At 73.3% G+C, this 18,583-nt stretch carries 14 protein-coding genes, 2 rRNA genes and 1 pseudogene; 13 read left to right on the top strand and 4 right to left on the bottom strand.

What is annotated here, in order from left to right:
* The 4 genes and pseudogenes from ACWD01_RS30810 to ACWD01_RS30795 form a co-directional block, all read left to right on the top strand.
* Positions 1-94 (top strand): 23S ribosomal RNA (locus tag ACWD01_RS30810); the annotation flags it as partial.
* A gap of 112 nt (positions 95-206) precedes the next feature.
* Positions 207-323 (top strand): 5S ribosomal RNA (rrf, locus tag ACWD01_RS30805).
* Positions 324-906: 583 nt separating this feature from the next.
* Positions 907-1,629, top strand: a pseudogene (locus tag ACWD01_RS30800) (hypothetical protein); the annotation flags it as partial.
* Between the two features lie 300 nt (positions 1,630-1,929).
* A complete protein-coding gene (locus ACWD01_RS30795) occupies positions 1,930-2,757 on the top strand; it encodes a tetratricopeptide repeat protein (protein WP_451166378.1) in 828 nt (275 codons plus the stop codon).
* Between the two features lie 78 nt (positions 2,758-2,835).
* On the opposite strand, the gene ACWD01_RS30790 is transcribed toward ACWD01_RS30795, so the two are convergent.
* The gene (locus ACWD01_RS30790; protein WP_451166363.1) at positions 2,836-4,116 is read right to left on the bottom strand and encodes a DUF1015 family protein; all 1,281 of its coding nucleotides are present in this window, start codon (positions 4,114-4,116) and stop codon (positions 2,836-2,838) included.
* Between the two features lie 90 nt (positions 4,117-4,206).
* Between ACWD01_RS30790 and ACWD01_RS30785 the strand changes: the two genes are divergently transcribed.
* From ACWD01_RS30785 to ACWD01_RS30770, 4 genes are all read left to right on the top strand, one after another.
* Entirely contained in the window at positions 4,207-5,244 is a 1,038-nt protein-coding gene (locus tag ACWD01_RS30785; protein WP_451166376.1) for an HAD-IIA family hydrolase, read from the top strand.
* Between the two features lie 60 nt (positions 5,245-5,304).
* Positions 5,305-6,357 carry a FecCD family ABC transporter permease gene (locus ACWD01_RS30780; protein WP_451166361.1) on the top strand — a complete coding sequence of 351 codons (1,053 nt, stop codon included), beginning with the start codon at positions 5,305-5,307 and terminating at the stop codon, positions 6,355-6,357.
* The gene (locus tag ACWD01_RS30775) at positions 6,354-7,391 is read left to right on the top strand and encodes a FecCD family ABC transporter permease (protein WP_451166359.1); all 1,038 of its coding nucleotides are present in this window, start codon (positions 6,354-6,356) and stop codon (positions 7,389-7,391) included. The genes ACWD01_RS30780 and ACWD01_RS30775 overlap by 4 nt, the downstream gene beginning before the upstream one ends.
* A gap of 65 nt (positions 7,392-7,456) precedes the next feature.
* Positions 7,457-8,290, top strand: coding sequence for an ABC transporter ATP-binding protein (locus tag ACWD01_RS30770; RefSeq protein WP_451166357.1), 834 nt, complete (start codon positions 7,457-7,459; stop codon positions 8,288-8,290).
* 416 nt (positions 8,291-8,706) lie between these two features.
* Here ACWD01_RS30770 and ACWD01_RS30765 read toward each other — a convergent pair whose 3' ends face one another.
* Positions 8,707-9,054, bottom strand: coding sequence for an SCP2 sterol-binding domain-containing protein (locus ACWD01_RS30765; RefSeq protein WP_451166355.1), 348 nt, complete (start codon positions 9,052-9,054; stop codon positions 8,707-8,709).
* 42 nt (positions 9,055-9,096) lie between these two features.
* On the opposite strand from ACWD01_RS30765, the gene ACWD01_RS30760 reads away from it, so the two are divergent.
* From ACWD01_RS30760 to ACWD01_RS30740, 5 genes are all read left to right on the top strand, one after another.
* Positions 9,097-9,354 carry a hypothetical protein gene (locus ACWD01_RS30760; RefSeq protein ID WP_451166353.1) on the top strand — a complete coding sequence of 86 codons (258 nt, stop codon included), beginning with the start codon at positions 9,097-9,099 and terminating at the stop codon, positions 9,352-9,354.
* 7 nt (positions 9,355-9,361) lie between these two features.
* On the top strand, positions 9,362-10,177 hold the full coding sequence (locus tag ACWD01_RS30755; RefSeq protein WP_451166352.1) for a TlyA family RNA methyltransferase: 816 nt from the start codon (positions 9,362-9,364) through the stop codon (positions 10,175-10,177).
* Positions 10,174-11,112, top strand: a complete 939-nt coding sequence (locus ACWD01_RS30750) for an NAD kinase (protein WP_451166350.1) — start codon at positions 10,174-10,176, stop codon at positions 11,110-11,112. Before ACWD01_RS30755 ends, ACWD01_RS30750 begins: the two co-directional genes overlap by 4 nt.
* A gap of 123 nt (positions 11,113-11,235) precedes the next feature.
* Complete coding sequence (recN, locus tag ACWD01_RS30745) at positions 11,236-12,963, top strand: DNA repair protein RecN (RefSeq protein ID WP_451166374.1); 1,728 nt, start codon at positions 11,236-11,238, stop codon at positions 12,961-12,963.
* A 128-nt stretch (positions 12,964-13,091) separates the two neighbouring features.
* Positions 13,092-14,162 (top strand): glycosyltransferase family 4 protein, encoded by a 1,071-nt coding sequence (locus ACWD01_RS30740; RefSeq protein WP_451166348.1) that lies wholly within the window; start codon positions 13,092-13,094, stop codon positions 14,160-14,162.
* Positions 14,163-14,598: 436 nt separating this feature from the next.
* Here ACWD01_RS30740 and ACWD01_RS30735 read toward each other — a convergent pair whose 3' ends face one another.
* Together ACWD01_RS30735 and ACWD01_RS30730 are read right to left on the bottom strand one after the other, a co-directional pair.
* Complete coding sequence (locus tag ACWD01_RS30735; RefSeq protein WP_451166347.1) at positions 14,599-16,221, bottom strand: PucR family transcriptional regulator; 1,623 nt, start codon at positions 16,219-16,221, stop codon at positions 14,599-14,601.
* Between the two features lie 45 nt (positions 16,222-16,266).
* Complete coding sequence (locus ACWD01_RS30730; protein ID WP_451166373.1) at positions 16,267-18,069, bottom strand: glycoside hydrolase family 15 protein; 1,803 nt, start codon at positions 18,067-18,069, stop codon at positions 16,267-16,269.
* Positions 18,070-18,583 lie beyond the last annotated feature (514 nt).

Here is an 18,583-nt window from a genome sequence, read left to right as displayed (position 1 = left end):
AGGCTCCCAGTAGACGACTGGGTTGATAGGCCGGATATGGAAGCCCTGTAAGGGGTGGAGTTGACCGGTACTAATAGGCCGAGGGCTTGTCCTCATTTGCTCGCGTCCACTGTGTGGTTCCCGGGTTGCGAACAGTCGCACCGGTTGAACCAAGTTTCACTTTATTTAATTGAAGAGTGTGCTTGTTCGCTAGAACCCGATAGGGTTTCGGTGGTCATAGCGTAAGGGAAACGCCCGGTTACATTTCGAACCCGGAAGCTAAGCCTTTCAGCGCCGATGGTACTGCAGGGGGGACCCTGTGGGAGAGTAGGACGCCGCCGAACAATCTTTCAGGACCCTTGGTCCAGCGTTCACGCTGGACCAAGGGTCCTTTTTGCTTTTCCCAGAATGACGAAGCGCGGCCGATGGCCGGCTGCGCGAGAATGACTGTAGTACCCGATGACAGGAGTCACGCCGATGTCCCCCAACTCTTCCGACGATCGTCCGGAACGCGAACCGCGTCGCAAGGACGGTGGTGACAGGGGCGGCTTCCGCGGCGGTCGCGACGACAGGGACCGGGGTCCCCGTCGTGACAACGACCGCGGTGACCGCGGTGGCTTCCGAGGCTCCCGCGACGACCGCGGCGGTCGCCCGGCAGGCGGCGGTGCCCGCGATGACCGTGGTGGTCGCCCCGCGACCGGCGGTTTCCGTCGTGACGACCGTGGCGGTCGTCCGGCGACCGGTGGTTCTCGTGACGACCGTGATCGCGGTCCCCGTCGTGAGGACGACCGTGGTGGATACCGCGGTGCCCGCGACGACCGAGGCGGTGACCGTGGCGGCCGTCCCAGTGGTGGCGGCTCCTACTCGCCTCGCCCGGGTGGCGGTGGCGGCGGTGGCTTCCGCCGTGACGACCGCCAGGGCGGCTTCCGTCGCGACGACCGTTCCGGTGACCGGCCCGGCTTCGCGCGTGACAACGACCGTGGTGGGTACCGGGGTCCGCGTCGTGAGGACGACCGTGGTGGATACCGCGGTCCCCGTGACGACCGCCGCGATGACCGGCGGGGTGATGACCGTGGTGGTCGTCCCAGCGGTGGCGGTGCCGGCGGTGGCGGTTTCCGTCGTGATGACCGGTCGGGTCAGAGTGGTTTCCCGCGTCGGGACGACCGGCAGGGTGGGTTCCGCCGTGACGATGACCGTGGTGGGTTCCGGGGTCCGCGTGACGACCGTCGTGATGAGCGTCCGGGCGGCTTCCGTCGTGACGACAGGCGTGACGACCGGCGTGATGACCGTCAGGGTGGGTTCCGTCGTGACGACAGGCGTGATGACCGTCGTGACGACCGGCGTGGTGATGACCGTGGTGGCCGTCCCAGCGGTGGCGGTGCCGGCGGTGCCGGCGGTGGCGGTTTCCGTCGTGATGACCGGTCGGGTCAGAGTGGTTTCCCGCGTCGGGACGACCGGCAGGGTGGGTTCCGCCGTGACGATGACCGTGGTGGGTTCCGGGGTCCGCGTGACGACCGTCGTGATGAGCGTCCGGGCGGCTTCCGCCGTGATGACCGTAGGGACGACAGGCGTGACGACCGGCGTGATGACCGTCAGGGCGGGTTCCGTCGTGACGACAGGCGTGATGACCGTCGTGACGACCGGCGTGGTGATGACCGTGGTGGCCGTCCCAGCGGTGGCGGTGCCGGCGGCGGCTTCCGTCGTGACGACCGTTCCGGTGGCAGCAGCTACGGCCGGCGTGACAACGACCGCGGTGACTCCCGCGGCCCCCGTCGCGACGACCGTGACCGTGACCGCGACCGTGGCGGCTACCGGGGTTCCCGTGACGACCGGGGTGGAGACCGCGGCGGCTACGGCGGGCGGCGCGACGACCGTGACCGTCCCGACCGTGAGCCCATCAAGCGGCTTCCCATCCCGGACGACGTCACGGGCGACGAGATCGACAAGGACGTGCGCCAGGAGCTGCAGAGCCTCCCGAAGGGTCTCGCAGAGGACGTCGCCCGGAACCTCGTCATGGTCGCGAACCTGATCGACGAGGACCCCGAGCAGGCCTACGCCTACTCGCGCATCGCGCTGCGACTCGCCTCCCGTGTCGCCGCCGTGCGCGAGGCCGCCGGCTTCGCCGCGTACGCGTCGCAGAAGTACTCCGAGGCCCTGGCCGAGTTCCGCGCGGCCCGTCGGATGACCGGAAGCGTGGAGCTGTGGCCGGTCATGGCGGATTGCGAGCGCGGGCTGGGCCGGCCCGAGCGGGCGCTGGCGATGGCCGGCGAGCCGGAGGTGCAGAAGCTGGACAAGGCGAGCCAGGTCGAGATGCGTCTCGTCGCGGCCGGAGCCCGTCGGGACATGGGGCAACTCGATGCCGCCATCGTGACCCTCCAGAGCCCCGAGCTCGCGTCCAACTCCATGCAGCCCTGGACCGCACGCCTGCGCTACGCGTATGCCGACGCGCTTCTCGCCGCGGGCCGGGAGGACGAGGCCCGCGAGTGGTTCGCGAAGGCGATCGAGGCCGACAAGGACGGCGCCACCGACGCGTCCGACCGCCTTGCGGAGATGGACGGCGTCGAGTTCGTCGACGCCCTCAGTGAGGAGCACGACGCCCACGACGTCCTCGGCGACGTGAAGGCCGACGCAGCGGACGACCAGGCGGACGACCAGGCGGACGACGAAGCGGCCGACGCTGCGGTCGACCAGGCGGAAGCCGCGACGGACGACACGGCCGCCGCCGCATCTGCCGACGCCGAGCCTGAGACGGACGAGCGGCCCGGCGACGACGCGTAGTCGGCCGACGGCACATGAGTGAGGGCGGCACCCGGTCCACGGGTGCCGCCCTCACTCATGTCCGGCCTCGGACCGCGGTTACTCCAGCGCGAGGCTCCTGAGGACCAGGCCCGTCGCCGGCTTCGGCCCGAACGACGTCGACTTGCGCGGCATCGTGACGCCTTCCAGCGCCAGTTCCCGTACGACCTCCTCATTCACCGGATGCATCAGCACCGCCGTTCCGCCGATCCGTTCCGCCTTGGTGACGGCCGCCTGGGCGTCGTGGATGTAGGTGATGTGCTCGGGGGCGTCCGGGGTCCGCCAGATGTGTTCGAGGAGTGTGGCGTGCAGCACGGTGGCGTCCAGCGTGCGCCAGGCCTCCGGCCGGTCGGCCGGCACCGTGCGGCGGAGCAGCTCTGCGTCCGGCCGGTCGACGAGGTGGAAGCGGCCGTCTCCGGCGAGCAGGAAGGCGTTGCCCTCGGCGGCCGCGCCGGCGAGGGCGTCGAGGGCCTGGGGGAGCGGCACGTCGAGGTCGCGGACGCGGCAGACGCCGGTCAGGGCGGCGAGCGCCTCGCTGACCGGGAGGCGGTGCAGCAGCCGGTGGATCGCCCGTACCTGCAGGGGGTAGCGCGCGGTGTCGATGAGCAGCACCAGACCGTAGTTCCACGGGCCGGGCGCCGGGTGCTCGGCGCGCAGCCGCAGATAGGTCGCCCAGCGGTGGTGGCCGTCGGCGATCATCGCCTGGTGCCGCATCAGATCGCCCTGCACCTCGGCGACTTCGCCCGGGTCCGTGACGCACCACAGACGGTGGCTGAAGCCGTCCTCCGTCGTGGTGGACAGCAGCGGCGAGTGCTGGACGGTGCGCTCGATGACGGCCGTCGTGCCCACCGCGTTGCCGGTGCTGCGGTAGGTGAGGAGCAGCGGTTCCAGGTTCGCGGCGGTCCTGCGCATCAGGTCCGCGCGGTCGGCGACGATGTCCGGCATGACGTCCTCGTGCGGCAGGACCACGCCGGCGGCCGGTTCGGAGAGGGCCAGTGCCCCGATGACGCCCCGTTGCAGCACGTCGCCCCTGCGCTGCTCGTACACGTACAGGGCGGGTTCCTCGTCCGCCGCCAGGACGCCTTCCGCCAGCCAGCGTTCCAGGGTTTGCGCGGCCCGGCTGTGGGGGTCCTCTGTGGTGCGTGCCTGGGGCAGGATGAGCCGCACGATGTTGTGCGGGTCGGCCGATTCCAGATGGTGCAGGCCGTCGGGTCTGACGACCACGTCGTACGGCGGTGAGGTCACTGCGGCGAGGCTGCCCACCCGCTCGGGGACATAGCGCAGTCCACGGAACGGGATCAGATGCAGACCGCCATTGGCCGCAGAACCATCGTTGTTCATCAGGGCATCGTAAGCGTGGGGCATGGATGCGCGATGATCGGGGGAGCGGACCCGGCGGCGGGACGCAGCCAGAGCGAGGAGCGGAAGCGGATGAGCCAGCAGGGCCGGCAGGGTACGAACGGACCGCGCGGCAGCGCGCGGGCGCTGAGCGAGGCGTACGACACGGCCCTGCTCGACCTGGACGGGGTGGTGTACGCGGGCGGTGAGGCGATCGCGTACGCCGTCGAGTCGCTGGCGACGGCCCGCGAGCAGGGCATGCACCTGGCGTACGTCACGAACAACGCGCTGCGCACCCCTGAGGTCGTGGCCGGGCATCTGACCGAGCTCGGCATCCCCACCGAGGCCGGCGACGTGATCAACTCGGCGCAGGCGGTGGCCCGGTTGATCTCCGAGCAGGTGCCGCCCGGGTCGCGGGTGCTGGTCGTCGGCGGTGACGGGCTGCGGGTCGCGCTGCGCGAGCGCGGTCTCGAGCCGGTCGAGTCCGCGGACGACGACCCGGCGGCGGTCGTGCAGGGGTACGGGGGGCCCGATCTTCCCTGGGGGCGGTTCGCGGAGGCCTGTTACGCGATCGCGCGGGGCGTGCCGTGGTTCGCGTCCAACACCGACCTGACGATCCCGGGCCCGCGGGGCATCGCGCCGGGCAACGGCGCGGCCGTCGAGGTCGTACGGATCGCGACCGGCGCGGAGCCGCAGATCGCGGGCAAGCCGCTGCCGCCGATGCACAAGGAGACGATCCTGCGTACCGGGGCGAAGCGGCCGCTGGTCGTGGGGGACCGGCTGGACACGGACATCGAGGGGGCGTTCAACGGGGGAGTCGACTCGCTGCTCGTGCTGACCGGTGTCACCGACGCGGCGCAGCTGCTCGCCGCGGAGCCGCGGCACCGGCCGACCTATGTGGACGCGGATCTGCGGGGGATGCTGACGGGCCAGCCCGAAGTGGCGAAGACGGACGGCGTGTTCGGCTGCGGAGGGTGGACGGCCTCGGTACGGGGCGAGGCGCTGACGCTCGACGGCGACGGTGAGCCGCTGGACGGGCTGCGCGCCCTGTGCGGGGCCGCGTGGACGAGCGCGGGCGACGGTTCCTGCACGCTCGATGCCGGAAAGGCGCTGGCCCGGCTGGGGTTGTAGGACCGGCCGGGGCCGCCACCCCGTCGGTCGCCCGTAGCGAGGGTAGGCTAACCTAACCTCGTGTTGGTCGACAGTCCCTCCAAGCGGAGCGCGGAGCCCATACCCGCACCAGCCACCCCGAAACGGCACGCCCTGCGTGCCGCCGGGCTGTTGGTGTCGTGCGGCGCCCTGCTGCTGATCTGCGTCGCGAGCATCGCCGTGGGCGCCAAGTCCGTGCCGGTCGCCGACGTGTGGCACGGGCTGTTCCACCACACGGGCACCGGCAACGACGTGATCATCAGGGACGTCCGCCTGCCGCGCACCGTGCTCGGGTTCGTCGTCGGAGCGGCCCTCGGCGTGGCCGGCGCCGTGATGCAGGCGCTGACCCGCAACCCGCTGGCCGAACCGGGCCTGTTGGGCGTGAGCGCGGGCGCTTCGGCGGCCGTCGTGTCCGCCATCAGCTTCCTCGGCGTCACGTCGCTCACCGGCTACGTGTGGTTCGCCTTCCTCGGCGCCGCCCTGGTCTCCGCCGCCGTGTACGTCCTCGGCGGCAGCCGCGGCGCCACCCCCGTACGGCTCGCGCTCGCCGGTACGGCCGCCACCGCGGCCCTGTACGGCTACATCAACGCCGTCCAACTCCTCGACGCCGCCGTGCTCGACCGGCTGCGCTTCTGGACCGTCGGCTCGCTCGCCTCCGCCGACATGGAGACCATCGGGAAGATCGCGCCGTTCGTCGCCGCCGGCCTGGCGCTCTCCATGTTGCTGGCCCGGCCGCTCAACGCGATGGAGATGGGCGACGACACCGCCCGCTCCTTGGGCGCGCGCCTCACCCGGACCCGGATCCTCTCGATGGTCGCCATCACCCTGCTGTGCGGGGCGGCGACCGCGGCCTGCGGGCCGATCGTCTTCATCGGGCTGATGATCCCGCACCTCGTCCGTGCCATCACCGGCCCCGACATGCGGTGGATCATCCCCTACGCCGCCGTCCTCTCGCCCGTACTGCTGCTCGGGGCCGACGTGGTCGGCAGGGTCGTCACCCGGCCCTCCGAACTCCAGGTCGGCATCGTCACCGCGCTGATCGGCGGGCCGGTCTTCATCCAACTCGTCCGCCGCAAGAGGATGGCCCAGCTGTGAAGGCCGTGAAAGCACTGCGCACGCCCGGCGGCTTCTCCGTACGCGTCGACTCCCGCGCGGCCGGCGTCGTCCTGCTGCTGGCCGCCGTCGCGGCGTCCGTCGCGGTCGTCCTCATCGGCAGCGGCGACTTCCCGATGTCGTTCGGCGACGTGGTGGGCACGCTCCTCGGAAACGGCACGGCCGCCCAGGAGTTCATCGTCCAGGACGTACGGCTGCCGCGGGTGCTCGTGGCGCTGCTCGTCGGCGCGTCGCTCGCGCTCAGCGGCGCCGTCTTCCAGTCCCTGTCCCGCAACCCGCTCGGCAGCCCCGACGTCATCGGCTTCTCGCAGGGATCGACCGTCGGCGCGCTCACCGTGATCGTGATCTTCGGCGGCGGCTCGCTCGCCGTGGCGGGCGGCGCGATCGCGGGCGGCCTGGTCACCGGCGTCGCCGTCTACACCCTCGCGTGGAAGCGCGGGGTGCAGGGCTTCCGGCTGGTGCTCGTCGGCATCGGCGTCGCCGCCATGCTCACCGCGGTGATCCACTTCCTGATCACCAAGGCCAACCTGGTGGACGCCACCCGGGCCACGCTCTGGATGACCGGATCGCTCGACGGACGCGACTGGGTGCAGGTGTGGCCGCTGGCGGGCATGTGCGCGGTCCTCATGCCGGTCGTCCTCGCGCACGGACGGCCCCTGCGGATGCTGGAGATGGGCGACGACGCGGCGTACGCGCTGGGTGTGCCGGTCGAACGCACCCGGGTCGTCCTCATGGGCTCCGGCGTGCTGTTCATGGCCGTCGCCACCGCCGCGGCCGGACCCATCGCCTTCGTGGCGCTCAGCGCGCCGCAGCTCGCGCGCCGCCTCACCCGCTCACCGGGACCGAACCTGGCGGCCGCCGCCGTCATGGGCGCGGCCCTGCTGCTCGTCGCGGACTGGATCGCCACCAACGCCTTCGGCGACCGAATGCTGCCGGTCGGTGTCGTCACCGCGGTGCTCGGCGGCGGGTACCTGCTCTGGCTGCTCGTCACCGAGCGCAGGGCGGGCCGGATATGACGCCCGGATCGGCTGCCGCCTCACAGCGCGTTCCGCACCTCACAGACCCCAGGAGTACGACGACGATGCAGCGCAAGCGCCGGCCCCAGTCCCAGCCCCAGCGGCTCACGGCGGAATCGGTCACCCTCGGCTACGACCAGCGGGTCATCGCGGAGGACCTGTCGGTCGAGATACCCGACAACTCCTTCACGGTGATCGTCGGACCCAACGCGTGCGGCAAGTCCACGCTGCTGCGTGCGCTGTCCCGGATGCTCCGGCCGACGCGGGGACGGGTGCTGCTGGACGGGCAGGCCATCCACTCGCTGCCCGCCAAGAAGGTCGCGAAGACCCTGGGACTGCTGCCGCAGTCGTCGATCGCCCCGGACGGGATCACGGTCGCCGACCTCGTGGCGCGCGGGCGCTACCCGCACCAGGGGCTGCTGCGCCAGTGGTCGCCGGACGACGAACGCGTCGTCGAGGAGTCGATGGCCGCGACGCGGGTCGGGGAGCTGGCGGACCGCTACGTCGACGAGCTGTCCGGCGGGCAGCGTCAGCGGGTCTGGATCGCGATGGCCCTCGCGCAGCAGACACCGCTGCTGCTGCTCGACGAGCCGACGACGTATCTGGACATCCAGCACCAGCTGGAGGTGCTCGACCTGTGCGCCGAGCTGCACGAGACGCAGGGCCGCACGCTGGTCGCGGTCCTGCACGACCTCAACCAGGCCGCGCGCTACGCCACGCACCTCGTCGCGCTGCGCGACGGCAGGGTGGTGGCGGAGGGGGCGCCGGCGGAGGTGGTCACGGCGGAGCTGGTGGAACGGGTCTTCGGCGTGAGGAGCCAGATCATCGAGGACCCGGAGTCGGGGACGCCGCTGGTGATTCCGGCGGCGCGGAGGGGGAGCGGGGTGGGGGTGGGGTGACGGGCGCGCCGGCCGGGGTGCGCGCTCGGGGCCGGGAGCTGCTACGCGGGGCCTGTTCCCCTCCCCGCCCCTTCCCGTAACCGGGGCTCCGCCCCGGACCCCGTTTCGGGGGCTCCGCCCCGAGCCCCCGCGCCTCAAACTCCCCCTACGGCCTGGCGGCCGTGGGAGGTGCCCCCCGCAAGGCTGGATGTGCCGGCGGGGGGCGGGTTGGCTCCCGCGCCTGAGTGTCGGGGCGCTGCCCCGGGACTCCCGGACCCCGGGCGACGGCGCTGGGGGCGCCGGCCGGGCCGGTTCCGCTGCGCGGCAGCAGGCTCGCCGGCCGGGCAACCCGGCGGTTGAGGCGCGGGGCTCGGGGCGGAGCCCCGACAAGACCGGCAAGTAACAGCCCCGCCGCCCCGGGGACAGCGCCCGCGGAGCTACAAGAGCTTGCGCAGGCGCAGGAGGTCGCGGACGCCCGCCTCCAGGCGGACCCGGCCCGACGCCCATGCCTTCGTGAAGTTCAGGGAGCCGTCCACCAGCGCCACCAGGTCGTCCCCGGCCATCGCCAGCCGGATCTGGGCCCTGTCCCGCGGTGGGCCCTGCGTGGTGTCCGTCACGTCGATGCGGCCGTTCACCAGACGGCCGGTGAACGTGACGTCCAGGTCAGTGATGTGGCAGCTGACGGAACGGTCGAGCGCCGCGGCGCTGCGTACGTCGCCGTTCGAGTTCGCCAGGTTGTCCGAGAGTTTGTCGAGCGCGCAGCGGCACTCCTGCGTGGTGGCCATCGGCAGCGACGGTACCGCAGTGCTTCGCGGTAGCGTCTGGGCATGAGCGACTCGATGCCGGCACCGGAGCCCGCGGACCTCGTCGACCCCGTCGACCCCGCGCCGCTCGGCGTGCCCCGCGTCCCCACCGGTGACGCCGCCGTCGACGCGCTGCTCGGGCGGCTGGCCGATGTCGACCACCTGGCTGCGGACGGACACCTCGAGGTGTACGAGGATGTACACCGGGGGCTCAGGGACGCGCTGACCGCGCTGGACACCCGCCCGGGGCCCCGGCCGGAACCGCACGACCACAGGAGCTGAACCGCACGTGGCTGGAGTCGCCCGCCGCCGTCTCGACGCAGAGCTGGTACGCCGGAAGCTCGCGCGCTCGCGCGAGCACGCCAGCCAGCTGATCGCCGCGGGACGGGTGACCGTCGGCCGCAACACGGCGACCAAGCCCGCCACCCAGGTCGAGACGAGCGCCGCGATCGTCGTCACGGCCGACGACAGCGACCCGGACTACGTGTCGCGCGGCGGCCACAAGCTCGCGGGCGCGCTCGCCGCGTTCACGCCGCTCGGTCTTCAGGTGAAGGGCCGGCGGGCGCTGGACGCCGGTGCGTCGACCGGAGGCTTCACCGATGTGCTGCTGCGCGCCGGCGCCGCGCACGTCGTCGCCGTGGACGTCGGCTACGGGCAGCTGGCCTGGTCCCTGCAGAGCGATGAACGCGTCACCGTCAAGGACCGTACCAACGTACGAGAAATGACGTTGGAGACGATCGACGGAGTGCCGGTGGACCTGGTCGTGGGCGATCTGTCGTTCATCCCGCTCGGGCTCGTACTGCCCGCGCTGGTGAACTGCAGCGCGCCCGACGCGGATCTCGTGCTCATGGTCAAGCCGCAGTTCGAGGTCGGCAAGGAGCGTCTCGGCAGCGGCGGCGTGGTGCGCAGTCCCGAACTGCGGGCCGAGGCCGTGCGGGCCGTCGCGCAAAGGGCGGCGGGGCTCGGGCTCGGGGTGCGCGGCGTGACCGCGAGCCCCCTGCCGGGACCGTCCGGCAACGTCGAATACTTTCTGTGGCTCCGGGCCGGCGCGCCCGAGCTCGATCCGGCGGACGTCGACCGAGCAGTGGCGGAGGGACCTCGTTGACCAGGACATCAGGAACAACGCCGGGCACAGGCGGCAGTGCTTCGAGACGCACTGTTTTCCTGCTCGCCCACACGGGACGGCCCGCGGCGATCCGCAGCGCCGAGCTCGTCGTCCAGGGGCTGCTGCGCAGCGGCATCGGCGTACGCGTGCTGGCGGCGGAGGCGGTCGACCTGCCGCTGCCGTCCACGGTCGAGACCGTGACCGACGCGACTCCCGAGGTGCTCGACGGCTGCGAGCTGCTGATCGTCCTCGGCGGCGACGGGACGCTGCTGCGCGGCGCCGAGTTCTCCCGTGCGTCGGGGGTGCCGATGCTCGGCGTCAACCTCGGGCGCGTCGGCTTCCTCGCGGAGGCCGAGCGCGACGACCTCGACAAGGTCGTCGACCGGGTCGTGACGCGTGCCTACGAGGTCGAGGAGCGCATGACCATCGACGTCGTCGTACGCAGCAACGGCGACATCGTGCACCGTGACTGGGCGCTGAACGAGGCCGCCGTGCAGAAGGTCTCGCCCGAGCGGATGCTCGAGGTCGTCCTCGAGATCGACGGCCGGCCGGCCACCGGTTTCGGCTGCGACGGCATCGTGTGCGCGACCCCGACCGGTTCGACGGCGTACGCCTTCTCGGCCGGCGGGCCGGTGGTCTGGCCCGAGGTGGAGGCACTGCTGATGGTGCCGATCAGCGCGCACGCGCTGTTCGCCAAGCCGCTGGTGACCTCGCCGAAGTCGGTGCTGGCGGTCGAGGTGCAGCCGCACACCCCGCACGGGGTGCTGTGGTGCGACGGCCGCCGGACCGTCGAACTGCCCCACGCGGCGCGGGTGGAGGTGCGGCGGGGCGCCGTGCCGGTACGCCTGGCCCGGCTGCACCACGCGTCGTTCACGGACCGGCTCGTGGCCAAGTTCGCCCTCCCGGTCTCCGGCTGGCGCGGCGCACCGGACTAGCTCGGCGCGGGGCCGTACGGGCCGGTGCGCGGGCCGCCGATTGCCCTGGAGAGTGAATCCGACGCCGGGGTCCGTCGCACACCGGCCGCCGGACCTCGTATGGTCGTGTCCGTGTTGGAGGAGATGCGGATACGGTCACTCGGGGTCATCGACGATGCGGTTGTCGAGCTGTCACCCGGTTTCACGGCGGTGACCGGCGAGACGGGCGCCGGCAAGACGATGGTCGTCACCAGCCTGGGGCTGCTGCTCGGCGGGCGCGCCGACCCCGCGCTGGTGCGGATCGGCGCGAAGTCGGCCGTGGTCGAGGGGCGGATCAGGGTGTCCCCCGACTCCGCGGCCGCGATCCGCGCGGAGGAGGCCGGGGCCGAGCTCGACGACGGCACGCTGCTGATCAGCCGGACCGTCTCCGCGGAGGGGCGCTCGCGCGCCCATCTCGGCGGACGCTCCGTGCCGGTGGGCATGCTGTCCGAACTCGCCGACGAACTCGTCGCCGTGCACGGCCAGACGGACCAGCAGGGCCTGCTGAGACCTGCCCGGCAGCGGGAGGCCCTCGACCGGTACGCGGGCGCCGCCGTGTCCGGGCCGCACGCCAAGTACGCGGCCGCGTACCGGCGGCTGCGCGCCGTCAGCGTCGAACTGGAGGAGCTGACCACCCGGGCACGCGAGCGGGCCCAGGAGGCGGACCTGCTGCGCTTCGGGCTGGGCGAGGTCGCCGCCGTGGAGCCGCGTGCCGGGGAGGACGTGGAGCTCGCCGCGGAGGCGGAGCGGCTCGGCCACGCGGAGGCGCTCGCGTCCGCCGCGTCCGTCGCGCACGCCGCCCTCGCGGGCAATCCGGAGGACCCCGAGGTCGTCGACGCGACGACGCTCGTCGCCGGCGCGGGACGGGCGCTGGACGCCGTACGCGCCCACGACCCGGCGCTCGCCGCTCTCGCCGACCGGATCGGCGAGATCTCCATCCTGCTCGGTGACGTGGCCGGCGAGCTCGCCGGATACGCCGACAACCTCGACGCCGACCCGCTGCGGCTCGCCGCCGTGGAGGAGCGCCGGGCCGCGCTGACCCAGCTCATCCGCAAGTACGGCGGGTACGACGGCGACGCGGCCGCCGTGCTCGCCTGGGCGGAGCAGGGGGCGGGCCGGCTCACCGAGCTCGAGAGCGACGACGACCGGATCGGCGGGCTCACCGCCGAGCGGGACGCGCTGCGCGACGAACTGTCCGGACTGGCGCAGGCGTTGACGGATGCCCGCACCGAGGCCGCGGCACGCTTCGCGGAGGCGGTGACCCGGGAGCTGGCCTCGCTGGCGATGCCGCACGCCCGGGTGTCGTTCGCGATCCGCCAGACCGAGGATCCGGAGGGCGTCGAGGTCGGCGGGCGGCCGGTGGCGTACGGGCCCCACGGCGCCGACGAGGTCGAGCTGCTGCTCGCCCCGCACCCCGGGGCCCCGGCACGGCCGATCGCCAAGGGCGCCTCGGGCGGTGAGCTGTCCCGGGTGATGCTCGCCGTGGAGGTCGTCTTCGCCGGGACCGACCCCGTGCCGACGTACCTCTTCGACGAGGTCGACGCGGGCGTCGGCGGCAAGGCCGCCGTCGAGATCGGGCGCAGGCTGGCCAAGCTGGCCAAGTCGGCGCAGGTCGTCGTGGTGACGCATCTGCCGCAGGTCGCGGCGTTCGCCGACCGCCAGCTGCTGGTCGAGAAGACCGACGACGGCTCGGTCACCCGGAGCGGCGTGACCGTCCTGGAGGGCGAGGACCGGGTGCGGGAGCTGTCCCGGATGCTGGCCGGGCAGGAGAACTCGGAGACGGCCCGCGCCCACGCGGAGGAACTGCTCGCGACGGCCCGCGCCGACGGGTAGGGCCGCCACCCTCGCCGGGGACCGGGTTCACCCATGTGAGTGATCCCGGTCAGCCGGACCCGGTCCCGTACACAGGCACGACACCCGGACGGTCCCGGAACGTCCGTACGGGCTGGCATCCTTGGCGCGTGACACAGCTGCGTACGGTCCAGGTGCTGGGCGGCGGCAGTGCGGGCAGCGGCGCGCACGTCAGGTCGCTGGCCTCGGGGCTTGCGGCACGGGGCGTGCGGGTGACGGTGTGCGCCCCCGCCGAGATCGATCACGTCTACGACTTCTCCGGCGCCGGGGCGGACTTCGCGCCGGCGACGATCGCCGCGTTGCGCGCGGCGTGCGCCGGGGCGGACGTGGTGCACGCGCACGGGCTGCACGCCGCCGTGCGCGCCGCCCAGGCCCTCGGCGCCGCCCGGCGCGCCCGCGTCCCGCTCGTCGTCACCTGGCACACCAGGACCCACGACGCGGGCGGCGCCCGGGCGGCGGTCCTGGGGCTGCTGGAGCGCAGGGCCGCGCGGGCGGCCACGGTCGTCCTCGGCACCTGCTCCGAACTGGTCGACCGGGCCAGGGCGAGCGGCGCGCGCGACGCCAGGCTCGCGCCCGTGACGGCCCCGGCCGCGCCGTCGGCCCCGGCCGGCGAAGGCGGCAAGCTCCGCGCCGAACTGGGCGTCGTCGAGCGGCCGTTGCTGCTCGCCGTCGGCGCGCTCGAACGCCACCGGGGCTACGGCACCCTGCTCGACGCCGCCCGCGCCTGGAGTGGCCAGGACCCGGCGCCCCTGCTGATGATCGCGGGCGAGGGCCCGGCCCGGGAGGCGCTCCGGCGGCGCATCACCGACGAGGACCTCCAGGTCCGGCTGCTGGGCCGCCGCGACGACATCCCCGAACTGCTGGCCGCGGCGGACGTCGCCGTCCTCCCCTCCCGCTGGGAGGCCCGCTCCCTGCTCGCCCAGGAGGCGCTGCGCCTCGGTGTACCCCTGGTCGCCACGGCGGTCGGCGGCGTCCCGGAACTCGTCGGCGACGCGGCGGAACTGGTGCCGTACGGGGACTCCGTCGCCCTGTCGTCGACCGTGACCCGCCTCCTCGCCGACCCGGCCCGCCGGGCCCGCCTGTCGGCGGCGGGGCGGGCGCAGGCGGGCACGTGGCCGACGGAGGACGAGACGGTGGCGCAGATCCTGAGCGTCTACGACGAACTCACGTTCCGCACGTGACGCCCGAGAGGCGCGGCTGCCTGTTGGGCCGGCCGGTGTTGTCGGGGCGCTGCCCCGAGCCCGGCGCCTCAATCGCCGGCGGGGCTGAAGTTGCCCCAGTCGGCGGGGCCGGGAGCTTGGCGGTCCCGTCGGGGCTCCGCCCCGAACCCCGCGCCTCAAGCGCCGGCGAGGCTGGATGTGCCCGGCTGGGCTGAGTTGCCGCGCAGCGGCATTTCCAGCCCGGCCTGGGGGTCCCTCCCACGGCCGCCAGGCCGTAGGGGGAGTCTGAGGCCACCGCGCGGAGCGCGGTACGGGGCCCGGCCCGCCGCGCCGAGGGCGGCACGGGCTCCGGGGCCTGCCCCCTACGCGGCGGAGCCGCAAATCGGTTCAGCGGGAAGGGGCCGGGTGGGGAACAGGCCCGCCGCAGGCGCCACGGGCCGGAGCGGACAGCCCCGCGTCAGCGGGCGTGGCGGCGCGCCCGCAGCGCCACGCTGAGCGCCAGGACCGTCTCCGGGTCCTCCAGGTCCGTGCCCAGCAGCTCCCCGATCCGCGCCAGCCGGTTGTACAGCGTCTGACGGTTCAGATGCAGCTCCCGCGCGGTCTCCGCCTTGCGCCCCGCGTGGGCCAGATACGTCTCGAGCGTCGGCAGCAGCGGCGGTTTTGACTTCGCGTCATGGGCCCGCAGCGGCCCGATCGCGCGGTCGACGAACGCCGCCAGGTCCGGGTGCTCGCGCAGCCGCCACAGCAGCAGGTCGATGTCGAGACGGCGGGCGTCGTACCAGGGCCGGTCGTCCAGGCCCTGCGCCGCGGTCGCCGTCTCCGAGGCGTGCCGGAGCGCCGCGCCCGTCGCGGCCCAGCCGCCCGCCGCGCCGACGACGACGACCGGGGGGTGCGCGCCCGCCCGGTCGAGCCCCGCGCGGGCCACACCGGCGCGCAGCGCGTCCGCGACCCGGTCGGCGACGGCGGCCCGGTCGGTCTCGGCGCGCAGGCCGACGAGGAGCGGCACCCGGCCCTCCACGGGCCGCACGCCGAGGAGTACGGGCACGCCGAGCGACGACAGCTCCTCGGACACGGCGCGGGCGAGCACCGCCCAGTTGCCCGTCGGCGTCAGCTCGGCCGCGAGCCGCATGACGACCGGCAGCAGCGGCCCGGCGCCCGGCTTGAAGCCGAGGACGCGGGCCTGCGCGGGCGCGGCGTCCGGGGCGATGCGGGCCTCCGCCAGATCGGTGAGGAAGTCGCCGCGGCCGCGGGCCGCGAGCTCCTCCTCCTGGCGGGCCTGCATGAGGACGACGGCGAGGATGCCCGCCGCCCGCTCCGCCGCCATCCGGTGCACGGGCAGCAGCGGGGAGGAGACGGCCAGCAGCACCAGCCGGGCCCGGACCGCACCGGCCCCGCGGCCGCCGCCGGGCACGTCGACGAGGACGGCGTTCGCCGGCGGTCCGTCCTGGCGGCCGCCGCGCAGGCCCTCCCACACCTGGAGGGGGTCGGCCGGCGCGGACTCGGCGCCCGGCAGGTCGGCGGCGTACAGCAGTTGGCCGTCGGGCGTCTCGAGGAACACCGGGTCGCCGGTGAAAGACGCCAGGATACCGAGCACTTCGGGCACCCCGCCCCCGCCGAGGAGCGCCTCGGTGCAGCGTCGGTGGACCTCCTCCGCCTGCTGGAGCAGGGCGTAGTGGCCGTTGACGATCTCGGTGTGGATCTCTTCGGTCACCGTCACGAACGGCACCTCGCGGTGCAGTTGGACCAGCGGCAGCCCGGCCGCCCGTGCGGCCTCCACGATCGAGGCCGGCAGCCGGGAGAACCGGGGCCCGAGCTCGACGACGAGCGCCGCGATGCCTCGTTCGGCCAGCCGGTGCACGAAGGCACGCTGCTCGGCCGGGCGGGTGCCCAGGCCGAGACCGGTGGTCAGCAGCAGCTCGCCGCCCTTGAGCAGCGAGGCGATGTTCGGCACCTCGCCGGCGTGCACCCAGCGCACGGCGCGCTCCAGCCGGTCGGCCCCCGCGAGGACCTCCGGGAGTCCGCTGCGGAGGCCGGGCAGTTCAAGCGCCCGCCGTACGGTGATGCCGCCCTGCGTTTCCATGGCTGTGGACGCTACCGGCGCGACAGTTCCCAGGCCAACAGTGCCCTAGCCGCCGTACGCCCCGGACGCGGTCAGCCGCAGGGCGGTGTCGATCAGCGGCACGTGGCTGAACGCCTGCGGGAAGTTGCCCACCTGGCGCTGGAGTCGCGGGTCCCACTCCTCCGCGAGGAGACCGAGGTCGTTGCGGAGCGACAGCAGCTTCTCGAACAGCCGCCGCGCCTCGTCCACCCGCCCGATCATCGCCAGGTCGTCCGCCATCCAGAACGAGCACGCCAGGAACGCGCCCTCGTCGCCGGGCAGACCGTCGACGCCCTCCTCCGCGCCCTCCGTCGGGTACCGCAGGATGAAGCCGTCGTCGGTGGACAGCTCGCGCTGGATCGCCTCGATGGTGCCGATGACGCGCTTGTCGTCGGGCGGCAGGAAGCCCATCTGCGGGATCAGCAGCAGGGACGCGTCCAGCTCCTTCGAGCCGTACGACTGGGTGAAGGTGTTGCGCTCGGGGTCGTAGCCCTTCTCGCAGACGTCCCGGTGGATCTCGTCGCGCAGGTCGATCCAGCGCTCCAGCGGCCCATCCGCGTCGCCGGACTCGATCAGCTTGATCGTGCGGTCGACGGCGACCCACGCCATCACCTTCGAGTGCACGAAGTGGCGGCGCGGCCCGCGGACCTCCCAGATGCCCTCGTCGGGCTGGTCCCAGTGCTTCTCCAGGTAGCGGATCAGCTTCAGCTGGAGCAGGGACGCGTAGTCGTTGCGGGCCAGGCCCGTCATGTGCGCGAGGTGCAGGGCCTCGGTGACCTCGCCGTACACGTCGAGCTGGAGCTGGTGCGCCGCGCCGTTGCCGACGCGCACCGGGCCCGAGTTCTCGTAGCCGGGCAGCCAATCGAGCTCCGCCTCGCCGAGCTCGCGCTCGCCCGCGATGCCGTACATGATCTGCAGGTTCTCCGGGTCGCCGGCGACGGCGCGCAGCAGCCACTCGCGCCAGGCGCGGGCCTCTTCGCGGTAGCCGGTGCGCAGCAGCGAGGAGAGGGTGATCGCCGCGTCCCGCAGCCAGGTGTAGCGGTAGTCCCAGTTGCGGACGCCGCCGATCTCCTCCGGGAGGGAGGTGGTCGGCGCGGCGACGATGCCGCCGGTCGGGGCGTACGTCAGGGCCTTCAGCGTGATCAGCGAGCGGACCACGGCCTCCCGGTAGGGGCCGTGGTACGTGCAGTGGTCGATCCAGTCGCGCCAGAAATCGACGGTCGCCTCCAGGGAGCCCGCCGGGTCCGGGAGGGCCGGCGGCTCCTTGTGGGACGGCTGCCAGCTGAGCGTGAAGGTGAGCCGGTCGCCGGGGCCGACGGTGAAGTCCGAGTAGGTCGTGAGGTCCTTGCCGTACGTGTCCGTGTCGGCGTCGAGCCACACCGAGTCGGGGCCGGCGACGCCGACCGTGCGGTTGTCCACCTTGTGGACCCACGGCACGATCCGTCCGTAGCTGAAGCGCATCCGCAGGGCGGAACGCATCGGCACCCGGCCGGAGACGCCCTCCACGATCCGGATCAACTGCGGGGCGCCGTCACGGGGCGGCATGAAATCCGTCACGCGGACGGTGCCGCGCGGGGTGTCCCACTCGGACTCCAGGATCAGGGAGTCGCCGCGGTACCCGCGGCGGGTCGCGGCCGGCGCCTGGGAATGGGTGCCGTACGCCGGCCCCAGCCGCCAGAAGCCGTGCTCCTCGGTGCCCAGCAGCCCGGCGAAGATGGCCTGGGAGTCGAAGCGGGGCAGGCACAGCCAGTCGACCGTGCCGTCCCGGCAGACCAGCGCTGCGGTCTGCATGTCTCCGATGAGTGCGTAATCCTCGATGCGCCCGGCCACGTGCATCTCCAGTCGAACGGCCACGTCCGCCCCGCGGGGCGCTTGCTGCGGTTTCTGCGGTTTCCTTGGGGTCAAGAGTCGTCGACGAGCCGTGGCTACCCCAAAAACACCACGGGAGGCGATGCCACTGCCTGGTGGGGGCGCCGATGTCCGCGTGACGGTCAGGGGGTGGAGGCCGTTCACACGTCCGGCTCGGCAGCGAGTGTCCGAGCAGGATACGACGCACGCCGGTGATCTGTGTGGGTGTCCCGGCAACATGGGTGCGCCGAACGGCTGAGCGGACGGTCTTCTGCGGTGAGCGGCTCCCACACCTGTCGTCACGGTACCTCCGCGCACCCTCCGGCCGCGTGCGGAGGCGTGGCCGGAGGCGACCCCTCCATGTCGCTGATACCCTGGTACCCCGTGGACCGGTGGCCGTAAGGCACCGAAACCGCAGCGACGGCACCCCCCGGATCCGGGTCGGCGGCCGACACGCACCTCACTTAGCGACCACGGGAGCCCCCTCTTGGCGATG

The organism is Streptomyces sp. NPDC002835 (assembly GCF_053591995.1).
This window is presented reverse-complemented; position numbering and strand designations above follow the sequence as displayed.